We start from the raw sequence: 18622 nt of genomic DNA on the forward strand, positions 1-18622 counted from the left end.
ATGAATTCAGGAATCAGTGTACTGCTCGTAGATGACGAACACTACAGCAGATTAGAGTTGAAACATTTGTTGAATGAAAGGTCTCACTTTTCCATCATTGGTGAAGCGGACAATGGGGAAAGTGCTGTGATGAAAACGATTCAACTGCAGCCGGATGTCGTTTTTTTGGATGTTGAAATGCCGAAAATGGGCGGGATGGAAGCTGCAAAGGCATTGATGGAATTGAAAAGCCCCCCTTTAATTGTTTTTGCAACGGCTTATCCGCAATTTGCCGCAGAAGCATTTCGTTATGAAGCGATCGATTACTTATTAAAGCCATATGATGAAATTCAGCTTGACCAAACAATTAAAAGGATTGAAAAACAATTTTCTGCCCCTGCTCAATCCAATGAAAGTGTTAAACCAGTCGGGAAGCTTGCTGTTGAAGGGGAAGGGGAAATCTTCTACCTCGATCCGAATGAAATTGTTTATATCCATAGAGAAGATAAATTAACAAAAATCGTTACATTGAAAAAGGAATTTGATTCAAAGATGCCTTTAAAAGAAATGGAAAATCGTCTTTCGCCATTTTCATTTTTCCGCATACATAAAAGCATCCTTGTAAATCTTGATTATGTGGCTAAATTGACGCCTTGGTTCAGCGGCACTTATCAGCTGGAGCTGAAAGGGATGGAAGGAAATCTTTCTGTCAGCCGCAATTATGTGAGAGAACTGAGGGCGAAACTAGAAATCTAAGTGTTGTTATATACAGGATAACTCAGGAATTCAACCTCTTGTACTTGAATTTCTACATGTTAGCCCTTTTTTAACTTTTAGAATATTCACATCCCTTATACTTGGTGTAAGCGCATTCATTTATTTTAGTAAGCTAAGGGGGAAATGAAATGTTTACATTTTTAGGGGGAATCATTCTTTTAATCATTGGCTATTTCACGTATGGGAAATTTGTGGAGAAGGTGTTTGGGGTTAAGGAAGCACGAACTACTCCAGCATATACCCATAAAGATGATGTGGATTATCTGCCTATGAATACAAAGAAGAATTCATTGATTCAGCTATTGAATATTGCGGGCGTAGGTCCGATTTTTGGTCCTATCATGGGTGCCCTGTATGGTCCGGTTGCTTTCATTTGGATCGTCGTCGGGTGCATCTTTGCAGGTGCAGTGCACGACTATTTGACTGGTATGATTTCTATTCGAAACCGGGGAGCTCATCTTCCGGAATTGGCAGGTAAATTCCTCGGAAAATTCATGAAGCATGTCGTCAATGCATTTGCTATTTTGCTTCTACTCCTTGTAGGAACGGTTTTTGTTACATCTCCAGCAGATCTTCTTTATAATCTGATGGATGGCTGGATGGGCTTGGGAATCATTTTAGGGGTCATTTTTCTTTATTATGTTCTTGCGACTATTCTTCCAATTGACAAAATCATTGGACGCTTTTATCCGATTTTCGGATTGCTGCTTCTAATCAGTGCTGTTGGAGTTGGGGTAAGATTGATTTGGACAGGTGCACCAATTCCTGAATTGACACTTCAAAATATGCATCCGGGTCATGCACCGATCTTCCCGCTGCTATTCTTGACGATTTCCTGTGGTGCTCTTTCAGGCTTCCATGCAACACAGACTCCAATTATTTCAAGGACTACAGAAAGAGAAGGACAAGGAAGAAAGATTTTCTACGGAATGATGATTGCAGAAGGCATCATTGCCATGATCTGGGCAGCTGCAGCTATGAGTTTGTTTGATGGATACAGTGGTTTAAACGATATGCTTGCCAATGGCGGACCTGCTGGAATTGTCAGCAAAGCTTCGACATTGATGCTCGGTTCTGTAGGTGGTACTCTTGCCATTCTTGGGGTCATCATCCTGCCGATTACGTCAGGGGACACTGCATTCCGCAGCGCAAGGATGATTATCGCTGACTACTTCAATCTTTCACAGAGAAAAATCATGAGCCGTCTTTGGATCGCTATTCCAATGTTCGTGATTTCTTTCGCACTGACTAAAATCGATTTCACATTACTGTGGAGGTACTTCTCATGGGCCAATCAATCCACTGCGGTCATAGCCCTTTGGGTTGGAGCAATGTATCTGTTCATTGCGAAAAAGAACTATTGGATTGCCATCATTCCAGGCATCTTCATGACAATGGCGACCATGACCTATATCTTCAACGCTGGAATCGGCTTCGGTCTATCATTAAATGTTTCTTATGTGATTGGAGCGGTCATTACAGTTGCCATCACGGTCATATTCTTTATTGCAGCGAATAAAGCGCGTGCGAAAGAAGTTCCACTTGAAGAAGATATTTCAGGATGGAATAGTGTTGCATAATGGGGTGCTGCAGTCCGGGCAATCGTACCATTGTAAATGAGGAAGAAGAAAAATTAAATGATCGCGGCAAAGACAGTATTCCTATCGGGATCAAAATCGTTTCAATACTGATTGTCATAGCTGTGATTGCTGGCCTTATGGTATTTAGTTAAAATTAGTATAGCCCTATGACATTTAGTTGTGGGGCTTTTACAATTTAAGAGGGAGGAAAATCTAAATGAAATTATTAATTGTGGGAGCAGGAGCTGTCGGAGGCTATTTTGGCGGGAGGTTGGCCGAAAAAGGAGAAGATGTGACATTTCTTGTCAGGGAAAAGCGAAAAGAGCAGCTTAAGGAAAACGGTTTAACCATTCAATCTACACACGGAAATATACATATTGAACCAAAGGTACTCGTTTCTGGCGAGGAACACGACTCCTTTGATGCAGTGTTTCTTTCGACCAAGGCCTATCATCTCCATAAAGCTGTCATAGATATAAAACCATATACAAATGAAAACACACTTATCATTCCATTGTTGAATGGAATCTCCCATTTAGAACTGTTGGAGAATCATTTTAAAAAAGAAAATATACTGGGAGGATTATGTTTCATCGAATCCACCCTTGATTCAAATGGGGGGATTCACCATACCAGTCCGATGCATGAAACTGTATTCGGTCCGCGGGATGGAGAAATGACGGAATCAATTTTACTGCTTAACAAAGCATTACATGGGTCTAAAGCAGAGTTCAGACTATCAGAAAATATTATGCAGGAAATGTGGCATAAATATTTATTCATCTCTACATTTTCAGGGGTGACATCCTTGTTTAGATCCCCTATCGGTCCTATCCGCGAACAACCAGAGAGCAGGAGCATAATGCATCAACTGATTGCGGAAGTTAAGGAAACCGTTATTGCCATCAAAGCTCCCGTTCTTAATGGAATCGATGAGATCCTAAAATCAAAACTGCAAGAAATCGGCCAGGGGATGAAATCTTCCCTCCAACGTGATATGGAAAAAGGGCAGGATATCGAAGCAGAACACCTTTTTGGCCATATGAAAGCATTAGCCACCCATCATAATATTCAAACCCCTGTGCTGGATGTCATATATGCAAACTTGAAGGTATACGAGAGTAACAAATAATGGAAATTGATTAGAGGCTTGCGTGCTGCAGGCCCCTTTTTAATTAAGCGAGAATTTTATGGAAAGATATTCAGGAAGTAGGTAGGCTGACTTCTCTTTTGTAATATGTTAGAGTCAAATTATATATTTCATAAACAAGAAATATTTTTTCAAATAAAGATGATTCTCTTCTTAAGGAAAACCACAGGGAGTCCAGCGGAGGAATGCCAAATGAACCAAAAAAATAGAGACTTACATCAATACATTATGGATTCATCAAGCGAAATGACCAATGAGTGGTTAGCATCAAGAGGAGATTTTGGATCTGTCTATTCAAAAAATATATCTTCACATATTGAAAACAGACTGATCGAACAAAACAGACTTTTTATCCAACTCGTAGCAGAAAGCTTCATAGAGAATAAAGAAGAAGCTACAAAAAATATTTTGGAATGGGCGGCAGCGGTGGCTGATGATCGGGTAAACACCTATACAGCCATTAATGAAACCCTGCATCAATTTAAAATATTCAGATTGATATTCCTTGACCTGATTGAACGGTTCACGGAAGAAAATGATCAGATCAATATTGCTGATTTACTCTCATGGAATCGACATCTGCAAGAAACGTTTGATCAGATCATTGAAAAGTTTGCTGAACAGTATTTTAAACTGACGGCTACAAGACTTTCTGCCCAGCAGCAAATGATACATGATCTAAGTTCGCCTATCATCCCTGTGACAGAGGAAGTCGGAATATTGCCGATCATAGGTGACATTGATACCGAAAGAGCAAAAAAAATACTGGAGTCCACATTGGAACAAAGTGCCGAAAAAAATTTGTCCCAGTTATTTATAGATCTTTCAGGTGTACCTATCATCGATACAATGGTAGCGCACCAAATCTTTCAAATCATGAGCTCCTTGAAATTAATCGGAGTCCAATCAATCCTGTCAGGCATACGTCCTGAAGTTGCACAGACCGCAGTACAATTGGGGATTAACTTTAAGGATGTTTCGACCCACAGCAGCTTAAAGCAAGCTTTGAACGATCACAATTTTCTAGTCAAAAAGGCAAATACATTGTAGTAAGTCCTGAGCCCTGCTGTAGTGCAGGGCTCTTTTTTTTGAAAGTAAGCATCTTTTCAATTGATGACTCTCAGCAGGTATACTATTTTTCTTCATGCAAAAGCTATCCAAAAAGGGAGATGGCTAAATCATGAATAAGTATAAATTCATTCTGATTGGAATGGTGATTATTTCTTGGGCGACAGTCCCTTATTTGGGCTGGAGAAATATTAAACGATTCACACCTGCAACCATTGGAATGAGCCTTATCATTTTTTTGGAATCTTATCTTGTTAAAAAACTGAAATGGTGGAATATCACGAAAAAGTTATTTCCAAAGATGACAGTTGAGACACCATTTATATGCGGACCTTTTTTCGCCGGTTCACTTTGGATCTTAACATTAAGCTACGGGAATTTTTATTTTTATCTCGGTCTTAATGCAGTCGTTGATTCTTTGTTCATATATCCCTTTAATTTCCTTTTTACGAAAATAGGGATATTTCAACAAGGTAGATTAAAAAGATATCAGTTATGGTTTTTATTTATGTCTAAATCCATAATATTGTATTCATTGCAGAAAGTTTATGAAAAAAAGATCAAGAATCCGATGCACCGCTATTCATGTAATAACTGATCTATTTGCCAATGCTCTTTTTAGGAGAGTATTGGTTTTTTTATTCGACAAAATCATCGGATTTTTCCGAAAATAAGAGTATTCATGGTAAAATAGTTCTTATTCAAGGAAATGAATGGAAATTTGAAGTGCTGGGGGAAAGAGAGGGAAACTTTTTATGGAGAAAAAAAGAAAAAATGGGACAAAACTTTTATGGATTGTTGGTTTAGTGGCAGCCATTTTCGTTATTAATGCTTTTATCGGAGAGGATGCACCAAAAGGGAATGTTTCACATGCAGAAAACACAAAAGAGTGGAAAGAACTGCTCTACAAAAATGCACCAGGGTTGAAGAAGGCTGAGGCAGAGGGTTCCGTAAAAGAAATAAAAAAAGATATTCAAATCCCAAATTCTGAAAAACAAATACATATGGAACAAATGTGGCTGAACGGAAAGGAATTATATGCTCTTTATAGTATTGATGCAGATGAAAAGACTGGAATGCTGAAAAATCCGGGAAACAAACTGCCATATATTGTGTCAGTCGATTTTATGCATAGCACTCTACCCACTGAACCGAAAGATACAGCAAACAAACCGCCGAAAGGGGTTTTTTACGATCATCAGATGCATTATGTCCTAAAAATGAATTCTTTTGATGACTTTGGTGAAATTCCTGAGGTTCATTTAGATGGAGAATATCCAATGAGGATTCTCTTTAAAATGAATGGGGATATAGTCGTGATGGATGATGTTCAATTTCCCATTAAGTTTGATTACAAAGAACCGATCCTACATACTTGGAATATCAATAAAACAATCCAAGCAGGAGAGAGAAAGATAACGATAGAAAAAATAGAAGTATTCGAGAAAATGTCTTTCCTTTACCTTAAGTATGACTCGGCTTATAAAGAGGAGAGTCTTGATGGCGTCGATCTTGTAATCCATTCAGATCAAAAGGAGCAAAGACTTTTAAGGTACCAAATGGGACTGAATGGGGAAGAAAAAGTATATAAACTGGGGTTTGAATCGTTTAATAAGACTCCTAAATCCATTGGTTTCTATCTAAACGGAATCAGTTGGTTTGGAAATGAGGAAGTTCAATTTGATTTGAATGATGTTCAAAAGATGATGGAAGGACATGAAGAAGGTCGGATCCTTCATTCGAAGGTCTACGAAAAAAATAATGCTAAAATTTTCTTAGAGAATATGACCTTAAATAACCAAGGGTTTAATATCTTTATCGGCTTAGACCCAGGGAGAACATCTGACAAGAATGAACCGTATCTTGATGATCAAATACTGACACCGGGCTACGGAGGAACAGATGGAAAATATAGGATTCCTCTGCAGGTTACGGTCCAGAACGAAAAAGGAGAATATGCACAAGTTTCAAATGTCTTCCGCTCAGACGGGTCAACGGCTAACGGGGTTACTGTGCCGTTTTATTTCTACGAGCTTGCAAAAGATATGCATGTTAAAATCAACCATTTAAAATATAAAATTGATTTATCAGAAGATGTTACGGCAACAATTAAAGAAGAAAACAAATAATATTATTTTATAATTCCGATGCGCATGGTTTGAATTAAGTTGGCCTTTCTACAATAATATTGATAAAGACCAATTGACGGAGGTTCTACGATGAATTTTCAACAAACCAAAACGGAAGATGAACGCATGGCATTAATGGAAGAATTAAGCAGGCGTTTCTTGGAACGATCTTATATGTATGATACAAACGATGAGTTCCCACATGAAAATATGTCCGATTTGAAAAATTCAGGCTACACCGCACTCACAGTCCCTAAAAAATATGGGGGAATGGAAATCACATTAACGGAAATGCTTCAACTGCAAGAAAAGATAGCAGAGGGTGATGGATCGACTGCTCTGGCGATTGGATGGCACATGGGCATCATCAAAAATCTTGGTGAAAAAACAAGCTGGGAAGATGACATGCTCGAACTTGTTTTCCATCAAGCATTGAATGGTTCCCTGATCAATGCTGCGGCCACTGAACCGAGTACGGGCAGTCCGACTAGAGGCGGTAAGCCGGAGACCACGGCAGAAATGCATAGTGATGGATGGGTGCTGAATGGACGAAAAACGTTTACCAGTCTCGCGCCTGCATTGGACTATATCATTGTCAGTGCTTCCATTGCCAATTCAGAAGAGGTCGGCAATTTCCTTGTTCCAAGGGCTTCTGAAGGAGTCAGCATTGAAGAGACATGGGACAGTATTGCGATGAAGGGAACAGGAAGCCATGACCTCGTCCTTCAAAACGTTCAGATCCCGCTCAAGTATCATGTGGATAATCGCAATAAAGGAAAAAAAGGACCTGAAGGCTGGCTGCTTCACATTCCTGCATGTTATCTCGGTATTGCTCAGGCAGCTGAAAACTATGCCATTTCATTTGCCAAGGAATATTCGCCAAACAGTATTGAAGGAACCATTTCCGATTTGCCTAATGTTCAGCAGAAAATCGGTGAAATGGAGCTTAAATTGATGAATGCTAGGACATATCTGTATGCAGCTGCGAAGAAGTGGGACGAATCAGGAGAATCCGACCGAAGTGAGATGCTTCCTGTACTGGGAGCTGCAAAACATATCGTCACAAATGCTGCTATGGAAATTGTAGATTTAGCCATGAGAGTCGTTGGTGCCAGAAGCCTCTCTGCTAAAAATCCCCTTCAAAGGTACTACCGGGATGTCAGGGCAGGACTTCATAATCCACCGATGGATGATATGACCATTCAATTGTTGGCAAATACCGCACTTAACAGAAATAAATGAGTGAATTTATTTTTTATGGCTAACTTTGTAATCATTTCATTTTGATTACGTCATATATACAAAGTGTGTATGATAAAGGAGCTGTAAAAAATGAATAGAATTATAAAATGGTCGATTTTTATGGCGGCAGCTGTATTGATGGCAACACTCATCACAGGCTGCAGTTTTTGGCCAGGAGAAGAAGCTTCCTCAAGTGACAATGGGAAGGTTCAGGAAAACCATGATAATAGCCATGTTGAAGATAAACAATCGTCAACTGATGATACGAGTGGACAAAATTCGGGTGACTCACAAAGCCGGCAGGATGAAAAGAATACGAATGGAGAATCTGATTCTAAATCTGGTTCAGATACCGATACACTTCCTCCACCGGCTGATACACAATCAAATAATGACAATGTACAAATTGAAGAAGTTACGGCTTTGCGCATGATTGACACATCTTCTGGATGGATCGGAGGTAAAGGTTATATAGCCCGGTCCGATGATAACGGGGCAAATTGGCAGATTCAATACCAAGGGGAACAAACCGTCGAACAGATTTTTGCATTGAACGGCAAACACGTTTGGGCGGTTTTTTCGAGTGATGGAGATACGCCAGACAGGAAGAGATTATTAAAATCAACTGATGGAGGGAAGCATTGGCAGCCTGTTGGCAGGATGCCTGCTGATGGATTCCTCCATTTCACTTCCGTAAATGATGCATTTGTATCCAATTACCGTTCAACTGATGGCGGGAAGACTTGGAGCAAGTTGAAAATGCCTAAAAATGCTGTAGGTGAAACATACTTCCATGATCAGAAAAATGGCTGGGCAGTTGTCCAGGAAGATAAGAAAATCTTAATTAAGAAAACGACTGATAGCGGAACAACCTGGAAGGGAACATACTCAGGACCATACGAAGATGAACTTCAATCGAGCATCATTCGATCAATGGGGGAAAACGATGCATGGGTGGAATTGATTGGCGGCACTGGTATGACACAGACTTCTTATAGTCTCTTTCATACAACAGATTCCGGAAAGAACTGGCGTAAGGTACTTGCTAATTCGACTGCTGGAGGCGGGCCAGCCCCAGGTGTGGAAGAACCGCATAATGAAATACCTAAGAATACCGGTTCAAAACCTGGACCACTATATGTTGTGAATAAGGATATCGCATTCCAGGGAGGCAATTGTCCGGCGTGTGAAGTGCCAAATACTGTAGGCTGGACCAAGGATGGAGGCAAGACCTGGATAAACGGGAAGACACAACTCCAAGGATATGGAGAAAGCCTGCTTGCTATGGCGGATGGGGATCATGGGTGGTGGATCATAAATGATAATGAGAATGGTCCTGTACTTTATGCAACCTCAAATGGCGGAATGAATTGGAGTAAAATGAGAGTCTTTTCTAAAAAATAGAAATTGTACAGTTGACCGGTCTTCCTTTCATTTAAGGAGACCGGTTTTTACATACGAAAAAGGTGATTTTTTAAAAATATTGGTACAATTTTCATTTTTTACGTTTTGATAGCAATTCCATCGGGTATTTTTTACTAAACGCACAAGAAGAGAATAATAGGAGGTTTGAAAGATGAATTTCATTACAAAAGGTAAAGAAGTGATTTTGTTCGATAAGCTGGGGACAAGAGAGGATCTTCATATAGTGAAATGCCGTGATTGTGGAAGCGAGTTCCGTACATCGTTCAATTCAGTTGAAATCAATTGCAGCAGCTGCCATCATAAAGAAAAATATAATAATTTCGCAAATGGTTTTGAAGTCATTGGATTAGTGGAGAATTCATACCGTGTGGCAGAAGTAAGCGCTTAAGGCAAGTGGATTCAGATTTTCGAAAAATAGGAAAATATTTTTAATAACAATTGCAATCATTAATCTTCCTAACCCAGCCCTGATTAGGGCTTTTTTTTTGTCTAAAAATAGACATTTAGTAAAAGTTAAAAACTTTTCTAAGTCTTAAGACTCATAAAAAGTTAAATCCCTGGGGCATGGTTGCATATACTCTCTGAGGATATAATGAATCAGGTGAAGAAAAATATGGAAAAAATACAAAGAACATCTTATTATGATAAAGTTGATGTTTTTAATCAAATGGGGATTGGGGTTTTAAGATGATCAAGTCAGTTATTCAATTTAGTATGAAAAACACAGTAGCATTATTGTTGATGGTATTTTTGGTTGTGGGAGGAGGCATCTATTCTCTTCAGCAAATCAATATTGAAAAATATCCAAATGTAGATATCCCTTATCTAACAGTGGTGATTCCATATCCAGGTGCTTCACCTGAGCAATCAACCAGGGATATAGGAGAACCACTGGAAAGAGAATTAATGAATATTGATGGTGTAAAGAATGTGTACACTGATGGAGGAGCGAATGCAGTCTACGAAACATTGGAGTTCAATTTAGATGTAAAAATGAAAGATGCTGAACAACTTGTCCGCTCAGCAATTGATAAAGTAAAGCTGCCTGATACTGCCGGGAACCCAGAATTGATCAAACAGGGGCCAGATGCAGACCCTGCAGTATATACACTTGGAATATATTCAAAAGGCGATAATGAGAAATTGCAAAGTTATGTGAAAGATAAAGTTGTACCTAAACTGGAATCGATTGAGGGATTCAGTAAAGTAGATGTTGGCGGGATAGAAGATAAAAATGTCTTTATTCGGCTGATTCCTGAGAAATTAACCAAATACGGATTGACACTTGAGGATGTTAAAAGGACGATTGAAGCTAACAATTTTACAGTTCCTACAGGAGATATCAAAAGTGAAAATGAGGTTCTTCCGGTTCGAGTCAGCAAAGAACTTACATCTCTGGAGGAAATCAAAAATATCAAACTGTTCCTAAAACCTTCTCAGCCTGGACAATTACCGGTCATTGACTTGAACAAAGTGGCTGAAGTATCTTACGAAAGCCAAAACGTGACTGATTTCACAAGAATCAATGGAAAAGAAGGAGTTCGATTTGCCGTTTCAGTGGAAGGCGGGGCAAATGTTGTTGGTATCGTAGATGAAATAAAAAAGAAAATGAAGAATGTTGAACTTCCTGAAGGCTATAAGCTGGTTACTTTGAGGGATCAATCCGTAGAAATTAAGGAATCAGTTTATACCATGTTAAGGGAAGCCCTTCTTGGAGCAGGCATGGCCGTTCTTGTAACACTACTGTTCCTGCGCAACATCCGTTCAACATTGATTGCCATCATTTCAATCCCTTTATCCATTTTGGCTTCATTCACGGTGTTGAATATGCTGGGATATACATTGAATATCATGACATTGGCAGGGATTGCCGTTGCGGTCGGAAGGGTAGTAGATGACTCGATAGTGGTCATTGAAAATGTTTTCAGAAGGGTCAGGGCTTCCAAAGAACCTTCCGCAAAGTTAGTTGAACAATCTACAAGGGAAGTGGCTGCAGCCATCACTTCTTCAACAATAACAACTGTTGCTGTTTTTCTTCCGATGGCTTTTGTTCCAGGAATCGTCGGGAATTTCTTTGCACCACTTGCCTGGACTATAGTCATTTCATTGGTGTTTTCATTAATCGTGGCGATAACGATTGTCCCGCTGCTGTCCAGAATATTTTTATTGAAGGTGAAACCTAAAGAGCATAAAGAAACTGGGATACAGCGTATTTACCGCAAAAGTATTGGCTGGTCCCTTCGCCACCGTTTAATCACCATGGCTGCAGCCTTGATCCTGTTGATTGCCACTGCAGCAATCATCGGACCTAAATTGGGAACAACATTTTTACCACAGGAAGAATCACGTGATTTTGACGTAAATATTACAATGGATAAAGGCACAGATCCTAACCTTACAAGTGATGCAGCCAACAAGGTTGAAGAGATTTTATTGGATACTGAAGGAATTGGTCTAGTAAGCACGAGTGTCAATGGACAATATGAAAGAGCTTCAATTACTTTTCATGTGAAAGATAGCATCACTGATGTGGATGCTCTGGTAAAAAGTTTGCGGAATTCCTTTAAATCCATTAAGGAACCACAGGAGATTTCAGTGACAGCTTTAGGCGGTCTGGCTGGTGGAGCAGAATCGCAATATGTCATGGTTGTTAAGGGATCTGACTTTGAAGAAATAAAATCAGCAAGCACCAAGATGGTTCAAGCAATAAAAGAAATCCCAGGAATGGCTGATGTTCATTCCTCATTAGAAGGGGATAAACCCGAGATCAGCCTTGAAATGGACGACAAAAAACTTGCAGAACATGGTTTGATGGCCGGCATGGTAGGAAAGAACCTTCGCGATATGTTGAATGGTGATGTCGTGACTTCAATTGAGATGGATAATGAGAAAACGGATGTCACCTTGGGGTTGAAAATGGGAGCCATATCCTCATTGGAAAAACTCGGTGAGCAAAAAATCCTGAATGTCATGGGAGAGCCAGTTGCATTGAAAGAAATCGGCACCTTAAAAAAGGTGAAGAATCGTGATGTGATCACCCATCTGAATGGAAACGAATATGTCATGGTTTATGGACAGATTACGGATGCAAAGACTGGTGAGGTCACAAAGAACGCCGATAAAGCGATAGAAGATTTAGCACTTCCAAAAAGCGTCACCTATTATAAGGAAGGTGCATCCGCTGCGATGGATGAGGGATTCAAGAATATGGGCATAGCCATAGGAGTCAGTGTATTGCTTGTATATATGACTCTTGTAATTGCATTTGGTGAAGGAAAAGGACCATTTGTCATCCTATTTGCCATTCCGTTCTCTCTCATTGGTGCTTTACTTGGTTTATTCATTGTAGGTGAACCAATAGGAATGCCTGCTATGATTGGACTTCTTATGTTGAATGGAATTGTTGTGACCAATGCCATCGTATTAGTGGATAAGGTGAAGCAAAATGAAAAACGCGGTATGCCGAAGCATGCAGCGCTATTGGATGCCGGGGTCATTAGACTTCGCCCGATCTTGATGACTGCTATCGCCACCATTGGAGCACTTATTCCGATGGCCGTTTCTGCACACGCAGGCATCGTTTCCTCGTCACTCGCAGTAGTGGTCATAGGAGGGCTTACTACATCCACATTATTGACACTTTTCATTGTTCCGGTATTATACAGCCTTTTCCATCCGGTGAAAAAGTTAAAAAAACAGAAGAAAGATCTTCAATCACAAGCTGGATGAGCATAAACGCAAGACCCGTTCCCTTAATTTGGGTGACGGGTCTTGTACGTTATTGGCATTATGTATGGCGAATGGTCTTTATAGGGCCAATTGCCGGAAATGCAGGGCTACCTCCAAAAGACTAGCTGTCCAATCTGTATGAGAGTCTGTCCATTAATTTTTTAATTCGCTGTGTTTTATTTTCAGGTCTATACTTTTGCGGTTCCACTTTGACCGGAATGATTTCGAGCGGTCGTTTTCTTATTGCTTTGTGTTTATTCATTTGGTTGCAAAAACACATTCGGTTCCATCTCCTATCTACTATATTGAATCACAAAATATAATATGTAGATTCTGCTTTTTTGCATCCTCGCTTGTCCGGTGTTGCCTGCCTATTTATTCCCCTGTATACATGGAAAACAGCTCTTAAATAAGAGAGCTGTCAGGAGTGAAACCTTTTTCTTTTTTGGTATTCCTTTTCGAATCCAAGTTCAATATTTAAAAGCCATTCCATTTTTTCCAGAGTGCTTCGATCTACCGGCGGGTCATCTGTCGACCAATGAACGTTATACACAAAGTAATATCCCTTGATTCTTTTAAACTGTACAGTTGAGTTAGGGTATTCATCAAAATAGCCCTTAATCTGATTTAATCGGGAATAGGAGCATCTTACAAGATTCATAGACATCTTCCTTTAAAATGGTTTCTTTCTTATATTCCCGGTTAATGATACATGAAAACAGAAGATTGTTTTACTATTTCAAAGTAAAAATATTTTCCAATACAGGTATGCCAGAATCACGGTAGTCCATGATACGATTGAAAACACTGTTACGATCATATTTTCGCTCCAGCCGTATTTCAATCCGTAGTGATAATGGATTGGAGTCATCCTGAAGATTCTTTTCTTTGTTCTTTTGTAGACGACTACTTGAATGATGACCGACAGCTGTTCTGCCAAGTAGACGAAAAAGAGAAGGGGAATGAGTATTTCTACTTTTTCAATAACGGCTAAGAATGAGAGCGATCCCCCTAAAGCCAATGAACCTGTGTCGCCCATGAATGCCTTTGCGGGATAAAGGTTAAAAATGAGAAATCCTGCAATACAGGCAATCATGATGAGGCTGAACAGTTTGACTTCCGGCTTGTCCGAGATTAGGAAAAAGAAAAAATAGGTCGGAATGGAAACCATCCCAAGCAGACCATCCATACCATCTGTAAAGTTGATAGCGTTGGCAGAACCGACGATGAAAAGGGTCATCACCGCAATATAGATCATTCCTGGAAGCTGGATGGAAATATGCTGAGTAATGTGAATGGTACTTTCCAAGTTCATTTCAAGTGCTAAAAAGAGCAGAAGGAAAATAGTGAATCCAAACTGGAACACAAGCTTTGATTTTCCAGAAATGCCGCCCGGGTCCTGTTTGGAGGCTTTCCAAAAATCATCTGCAAACCCTATCAAACTAAAAAGTATGAATACAGCTGCAAGGAAATACATCAAAATCGTATCATTGAAAAGCAAGGCAATCAGCACTCCAATGAGGAAGATGCTTCCAGTCATGAGGGGCGTCCCCTTCTTTAATTGATGGTCAGATGGAAGTTCGCTTCGTATGGGCTGGGTGAGATTATATGTCTTAAGTGTTTTAATCAATACCGGTGACAGGGCAAGGACACAAAGGAATGCCAGAATAGCTGGGGCCAAATGTTCTATCAATTAAAACATCCTCTCAATACGAATATCATTACAGTAATATTCGCTAAAAGGAAAAAACATCCTCCTAGTTTCTATCAGATAGTGGGTTTTGAAAATTTGCAGGCAGGGTATAATCCTATCAGCTGCCAAACGCAGAAAGTAGAAACAGGAGGAGATCAACTTGTTGATTGTTGAACTCGATTTCAATCATCCAATAGAAAGCAACGAACTAATCCGTGAACAGCATAACCTATTCTTGAAAAAATACTATGAAAACAAAACATTTATGACTTCCGGTCCAAAACACTCCAACACAGGTGGGATCATTGTTGCCGGTAATATATCGCGAGAGCAGCTTGAAGTAATATTAAAAGAAGATCCTTATTGGCAAAATGGAATTGCCCAATATCGAATCATAGAATTTTCATCCACGATTGTCTCATCCGACCTTGGTGTTTTCTTTCAAGAAGAAATAAGTTAGCAGATTAAGTGATTCTCCATAAGAGGATCGCTTTTTCTTTTGGAAAAAGAAAATTCTTGCATCCTGTAATGGTAGAATATAGAAGAATACGTTATTTGGAGGACAAAATGATAAAAGCGGTAATTTTTGATTTATATGAAACGCTGATCACAGAATGGGAAAACGGTGAGCAGAAATACACTAAAAGACTTATAGATATAGGGATGAATGAATCCCTTTTTAACAAGGAATGGTCGAAGAGACGAGAAGAACGAATGAATGGGACGTTTCCGGATTTCTATTCGTGCATGGAGGATATTTTCAATAAGAATGGAATTGTTCCGGACAAGCTGTTATTAGAAAAACATTTCAATGAGCGGGTAAAGGCGAAAGAGAAGGCTTTTGAAAATTCGGATCAGAATGTATTAGATATGTTGGGGAAGTTAAAAAAACGCGGACTCAAGATTGGTCTCATCAGCAATTGCTCCCCAGAAGAAGTCGCAGCATGGGCAGGAAGTCCAATAGCAGCTTTTGTTGATGAAGCGATTTTTTCATACCAGACAGGCTATGCCAAGCCAGATTTAGAGATTTACCAGCTGGCGTGCAAGAAAATGGGAGTTGAGCCTTCAGAGTGTATATTCATTGGGGACAATGGGTCTGACGAATTGAACGGGGCCAAAAAGGCGGGAATGCATCCTTTTCATGCAAAATGGTTCAGTAAGCACTGGAATAATGAAAAATATTCCGATTATCAGGCCATAAACGAACCAAAAGAAATACTTGACCTTCTTTTTATGTCGGCGGAAAAAGGTGAATCTATTTAAATCGCGAACTATATGATGTGAGTTATTACAAAGTAATAAAGAGGGGTGCATATGATTTTTCCAACATTAGAAACTGAACGCCTGAAATTGGTAGAGATAACAATGGATTATCTAGAAGATTACTTTTCAATCATGTCATATGATGAGGTAACAAAATACTACGGAATGAATTCCTTGACCGACAAAGAAGATGCTGAAAGAATCATTTCTTCTTTTGGAGTCAATTTTCAGGATAAGAGGGGAATCCGTTGGGGAATCGTACTGAAAGAGAATAACCGTTTCATTGGGACAGTGGGATTGAATGCTCTGCAAATCCACAATAAACGGTGCGAAGTAGGCTATGAAATCCACCCCGACACATGGAAGAAAGGCTATACCAGCGAGGCTGTAAAAAAAGTGCTGGAATATTGCTTTGAAGACTTGATGCTTTACCGTGTAGGGGCAGTAACATTCATGGAAAATGAACCATCGTTTAAACTGCTTCTAAAGCTTGGGTTTCAAAAAGAAGGTGTATTGAGGGGCTATTTATACCAAAATGAAATCTCCCATGATGCGTTTATTTTCTCCATGACTAATCCCGACTGGAATAAAATGAAAATTTAGGCAATACACCCTTTACATTGAGTCTGGAAAATATTATGATAAAAAGGAATTATTAAATTTACTTACAAAGGAGAGATAGGATCCCATGAATACACCCGTTGTTTTGCAAATGGTTTTGGCTTGATAAGGGAGAGGTCTGCCCATTTTCCCAAAACCAATCGTAAAACAACGAAGTATTCTGATCCTACCCTCTTATTATATTCATTTTTACAAGGCATTGGTCTGCTTTGTAAATGAATGGAAGACAGGGTGTATTCTCCCTGTCTTTTTTTGTTGAAGGTTTTGACATAAAAGAATAGGGTCCTCCTGTTTTGCGATTGGTATTTATAATACCGAAAATAAAGGAGAGACAAATCATGAGCATTGTCACTGTTGAAAAATTAACGCATTATTTTGGAGATAAATTAGTCTTTAAAGATATTAACTTTCGTCTGCTTCGGCACGAAAGGGTTGGATTGGTCGGTCCAAACGGCGCTGGAAAATCAACGCTGTTAAAAGTGTTGACTGGAACGATCCTGCCGGATGACGGATCTGTCCGGTGGCTTCCGAATGTCAACTTTGGACATTTGGAGCAGCATATTGATTTAACAGAAGGAATCAATATCCGCCAATATTTGAGAAGAGCATTTCAGCATCTGTATGAGGCAGAATCAGAAATGCTCCAATTGTCGAATGAGATGGGGGAATATACACCGGATGAACTAGAGCGGGCATTGATGCGCTACTCGACGCTTCAGGAACTTCTTTATCAGGAAAGCTTTTATCTGATCGACACAAACATCGATGAAATTTGCAATGGACTCGGAATAACACCATTGGGAATGGATAGAGATGTAAGCGAATTGAGCGGGGGGCAGCGGACTAAGCTGCTTCTCGCCAAGCTATTGCTTGAACAGCCGGATGTCCTGCTGCTTGATGAACCAACCAACTACTTGGATACTGGACATATTGAATGGCTGAAGGAGTATTTGAAATCCTACCCGCATTCCTTCATTTTGATATCACACGATACTTCTTTTTTAAATGAAGTAGTGAACGTCATCTATCATTTGGAATTCAAACAGTTAACGAGGTATATCGGCAACTATCAGAGCTTTATCGAAGCCTACGAATTCCGTAAACAGCAGACATTGACAAATTATGTGAGACAGCAGCAGGAAATTGAAAAATTAGAAACCTATATTCAAAAAAACAAAGTGAGGGCTTCGACTTCCAAGCAGGCGAAGTCGAGGGAGAAAAAACTTCAAAAGATCGATAGAATTGAAAAACCTGATTCCCTGCCAACGCCAAGATTTTCTTTTAAGGTTGCCAAAAGGCCTGTAGGGATTATCGCTAAAGTAAGAGATATGGAAGTAGGATATTCAGAGGCGCTGCTGCCGCCTATTTCATTTGAATTAAAGCGTGGAGCAAAAGTGGCGATAACCGGCCATAATGGAATCGGAAAATCAACGATGCTCAAAACACTTCTTGGCGAAATCGAACCTATAAATGGATGCATCTCGTATGGAGAAAATGTCATTCCAGCGTATTTTGCGCAGGAATGGAATACGACTTCAACACAGACCCCGATTGACTATATATGGGCGCTGCATGAGGACATGACGCAAAAAGAGGTGCGCCAGGCACTGGCGAGATGCGGGTTGAAGACCGAGCATATCTTCCAGCCGCTTGCTTCTTTGAGCGGTGGCGAACAGACTAGGGTGAGACTGTGTGATCTCATGCTGAAAGACAGCAATTGGATCATTCTTGATGAGCCGACGAATCATTTAGATGTGCAGGCGAAAGATTCGCTTTCAGAAGCCGTTGCTAAATATGAGGGAACAGTCATTGTAGTTTCACATGAACCTGAGTTTTATCACAATTGGGCTACAGATGTTTGGGATCTCGAGCAGCTGCGCGAATAAAAAGATTTAATAGACAGTGAGGGGAATCCTCACTGTTTTTTTGATAAATTTTTTGGGAAGGGAACATTCAACATTCTACT

15 protein-coding genes are annotated in these 18622 nt (G+C 39.8%); 13 read left to right on the forward strand and 2 right to left on the reverse strand.

Annotation, left to right across the window (positions count from 1 at the left end; translation table 11 throughout):
- From DFR59_RS03640 to DFR59_RS03685, 9 genes are all read left to right on the forward strand, one after another.
- A complete protein-coding gene (locus DFR59_RS03640; RefSeq protein ID WP_114744272.1) occupies positions 1 to 735 on the forward strand; it encodes a LytR/AlgR family response regulator transcription factor in 735 nt (244 codons plus the stop codon).
- Positions 736 to 884: 149 nt separating this feature from the next.
- Positions 885 to 2336, forward strand: coding sequence for a carbon starvation CstA family protein (locus DFR59_RS03645; protein ID WP_114744273.1), 1452 nt, complete (start codon positions 885 to 887; stop codon positions 2334 to 2336).
- A 217-nt stretch (positions 2337 to 2553) separates the two neighbouring features.
- Positions 2554 to 3468 carry a ketopantoate reductase family protein gene (locus DFR59_RS03650; protein WP_114744274.1) on the forward strand — a complete coding sequence of 305 codons (915 nt, stop codon included), beginning with the start codon at positions 2554 to 2556 and terminating at the stop codon, positions 3466 to 3468.
- Between the two features lie 210 nt (positions 3469 to 3678).
- Positions 3679 to 4536, forward strand: a complete 858-nt coding sequence (locus DFR59_RS03655) for an STAS domain-containing protein (protein WP_158538302.1) — start codon at positions 3679 to 3681, stop codon at positions 4534 to 4536.
- 773 nt (positions 4537 to 5309) lie between these two features.
- Positions 5310 to 6683: a hypothetical protein gene (locus tag DFR59_RS03665; protein WP_114744277.1), complete on the forward strand. Its 1374-nt coding sequence runs from the start codon at positions 5310 to 5312 to the stop codon at positions 6681 to 6683.
- Between the two features lie 90 nt (positions 6684 to 6773).
- Complete coding sequence (locus tag DFR59_RS03670) at positions 6774 to 7925, forward strand: acyl-CoA dehydrogenase family protein (RefSeq protein WP_114744278.1); 1152 nt, start codon at positions 6774 to 6776, stop codon at positions 7923 to 7925.
- Between the two features lie 90 nt (positions 7926 to 8015).
- The gene (locus tag DFR59_RS03675) at positions 8016 to 9329 is read left to right on the forward strand and encodes a VPS10 domain-containing protein (RefSeq protein WP_114744279.1); all 1314 of its coding nucleotides are present in this window, start codon (positions 8016 to 8018) and stop codon (positions 9327 to 9329) included.
- 172 nt (positions 9330 to 9501) lie between these two features.
- Positions 9502 to 9738 (forward strand): hypothetical protein, encoded by a 237-nt coding sequence (locus DFR59_RS03680; protein WP_114744280.1) that lies wholly within the window; start codon positions 9502 to 9504, stop codon positions 9736 to 9738.
- Positions 9739 to 10037: 299 nt separating this feature from the next.
- On the forward strand, positions 10038 to 13079 hold the full coding sequence (locus tag DFR59_RS03685) for an efflux RND transporter permease subunit (protein ID WP_114744281.1): 3042 nt from the start codon (positions 10038 to 10040) through the stop codon (positions 13077 to 13079).
- 421 nt (positions 13080 to 13500) lie between these two features.
- Here the strand turns inward: DFR59_RS03685 and DFR59_RS03690 are convergent, their stop codons facing one another.
- Positions 13501 to 13740 (reverse strand): hypothetical protein, encoded by a 240-nt coding sequence (locus DFR59_RS03690; RefSeq protein WP_114744282.1) that lies wholly within the window; start codon positions 13738 to 13740, stop codon positions 13501 to 13503.
- A gap of 78 nt (positions 13741 to 13818) precedes the next feature.
- A complete protein-coding gene (mraY, locus tag DFR59_RS03695) occupies positions 13819 to 14772 on the reverse strand; it encodes a phospho-N-acetylmuramoyl-pentapeptide-transferase (RefSeq protein ID WP_170137261.1) in 954 nt (317 codons plus the stop codon).
- 160 nt (positions 14773 to 14932) lie between these two features.
- On the opposite strand from mraY, the gene DFR59_RS03700 reads away from it, so the two are divergent.
- The 4 genes from DFR59_RS03700 to DFR59_RS03715 all read left to right on the forward strand — a co-directional run bounded on the left by DFR59_RS03700 (position 14933) and on the right by DFR59_RS03715 (position 18542).
- Entirely contained in the window at positions 14933 to 15232 is a 300-nt protein-coding gene (locus tag DFR59_RS03700; RefSeq protein WP_114744283.1) for a YciI family protein, read from the forward strand.
- Positions 15233 to 15339: 107 nt separating this feature from the next.
- Positions 15340 to 16035: an HAD family hydrolase gene (locus DFR59_RS03705; protein ID WP_158538303.1), complete on the forward strand. Its 696-nt coding sequence runs from the start codon at positions 15340 to 15342 to the stop codon at positions 16033 to 16035.
- A gap of 51 nt (positions 16036 to 16086) precedes the next feature.
- Positions 16087 to 16638 carry a GNAT family N-acetyltransferase gene (locus DFR59_RS03710; protein ID WP_114744285.1) on the forward strand — a complete coding sequence of 184 codons (552 nt, stop codon included), beginning with the start codon at positions 16087 to 16089 and terminating at the stop codon, positions 16636 to 16638.
- Positions 16639 to 16994: 356 nt separating this feature from the next.
- On the forward strand, positions 16995 to 18542 hold the full coding sequence (locus tag DFR59_RS03715) for an ABC-F family ATP-binding cassette domain-containing protein (RefSeq protein ID WP_114744286.1): 1548 nt from the start codon (positions 16995 to 16997) through the stop codon (positions 18540 to 18542).
- The last annotated feature ends 80 nt before the right edge of the window (positions 18543 to 18622 follow it).

Source organism: Falsibacillus pallidus, assembly GCF_003350505.1.
In the GTDB taxonomy this organism is placed as follows: Bacteria; Bacillota; Bacilli; order Bacillales; family DSM-25281; genus Falsibacillus; species Falsibacillus pallidus.

Coding starts and splice junctions, on each gene's coding strand:
- DFR59_RS03705 (WP_158538303.1), top strand. CDS start 15,340: ATGATAAAAGCGGTAATTTTTGATTTATATGAAACGCTGATCACAGAA.
- DFR59_RS03690 (WP_114744282.1), bottom strand. CDS start 13,740: ATGAATCTTGTAAGATGCTCCTATTCCCGATTAAATCAGATTAAGGGC.
- DFR59_RS03685 (WP_114744281.1), top strand. CDS start 10,038: ATGATCAAGTCAGTTATTCAATTTAGTATGAAAAACACAGTAGCATTA.
- DFR59_RS03675 (WP_114744279.1), top strand. CDS start 8,016: ATGAATAGAATTATAAAATGGTCGATTTTTATGGCGGCAGCTGTATTG.
- DFR59_RS03665 (WP_114744277.1), top strand. CDS start 5,310: ATGGAGAAAAAAAGAAAAAATGGGACAAAACTTTTATGGATTGTTGGT.
- DFR59_RS03655 (WP_158538302.1), top strand. CDS start 3,679: ATGAACCAAAAAAATAGAGACTTACATCAATACATTATGGATTCATCA.
- DFR59_RS03645 (WP_114744273.1), top strand. CDS start 885: ATGTTTACATTTTTAGGGGGAATCATTCTTTTAATCATTGGCTATTTC.
- DFR59_RS03715 (WP_114744286.1), top strand. CDS start 16,995: ATGAGCATTGTCACTGTTGAAAAATTAACGCATTATTTTGGAGATAAA.
- DFR59_RS03710 (WP_114744285.1), top strand. CDS start 16,087: ATGATTTTTCCAACATTAGAAACTGAACGCCTGAAATTGGTAGAGATA.
- DFR59_RS03640 (WP_114744272.1), top strand. CDS start 1: ATGAATTCAGGAATCAGTGTACTGCTCGTAGATGACGAACACTACAGC.
- DFR59_RS03670 (WP_114744278.1), top strand. CDS start 6,774: ATGAATTTTCAACAAACCAAAACGGAAGATGAACGCATGGCATTAATG.
- DFR59_RS03650 (WP_114744274.1), top strand. CDS start 2,554: ATGAAATTATTAATTGTGGGAGCAGGAGCTGTCGGAGGCTATTTTGGC.
- DFR59_RS03680 (WP_114744280.1), top strand. CDS start 9,502: ATGAATTTCATTACAAAAGGTAAAGAAGTGATTTTGTTCGATAAGCTG.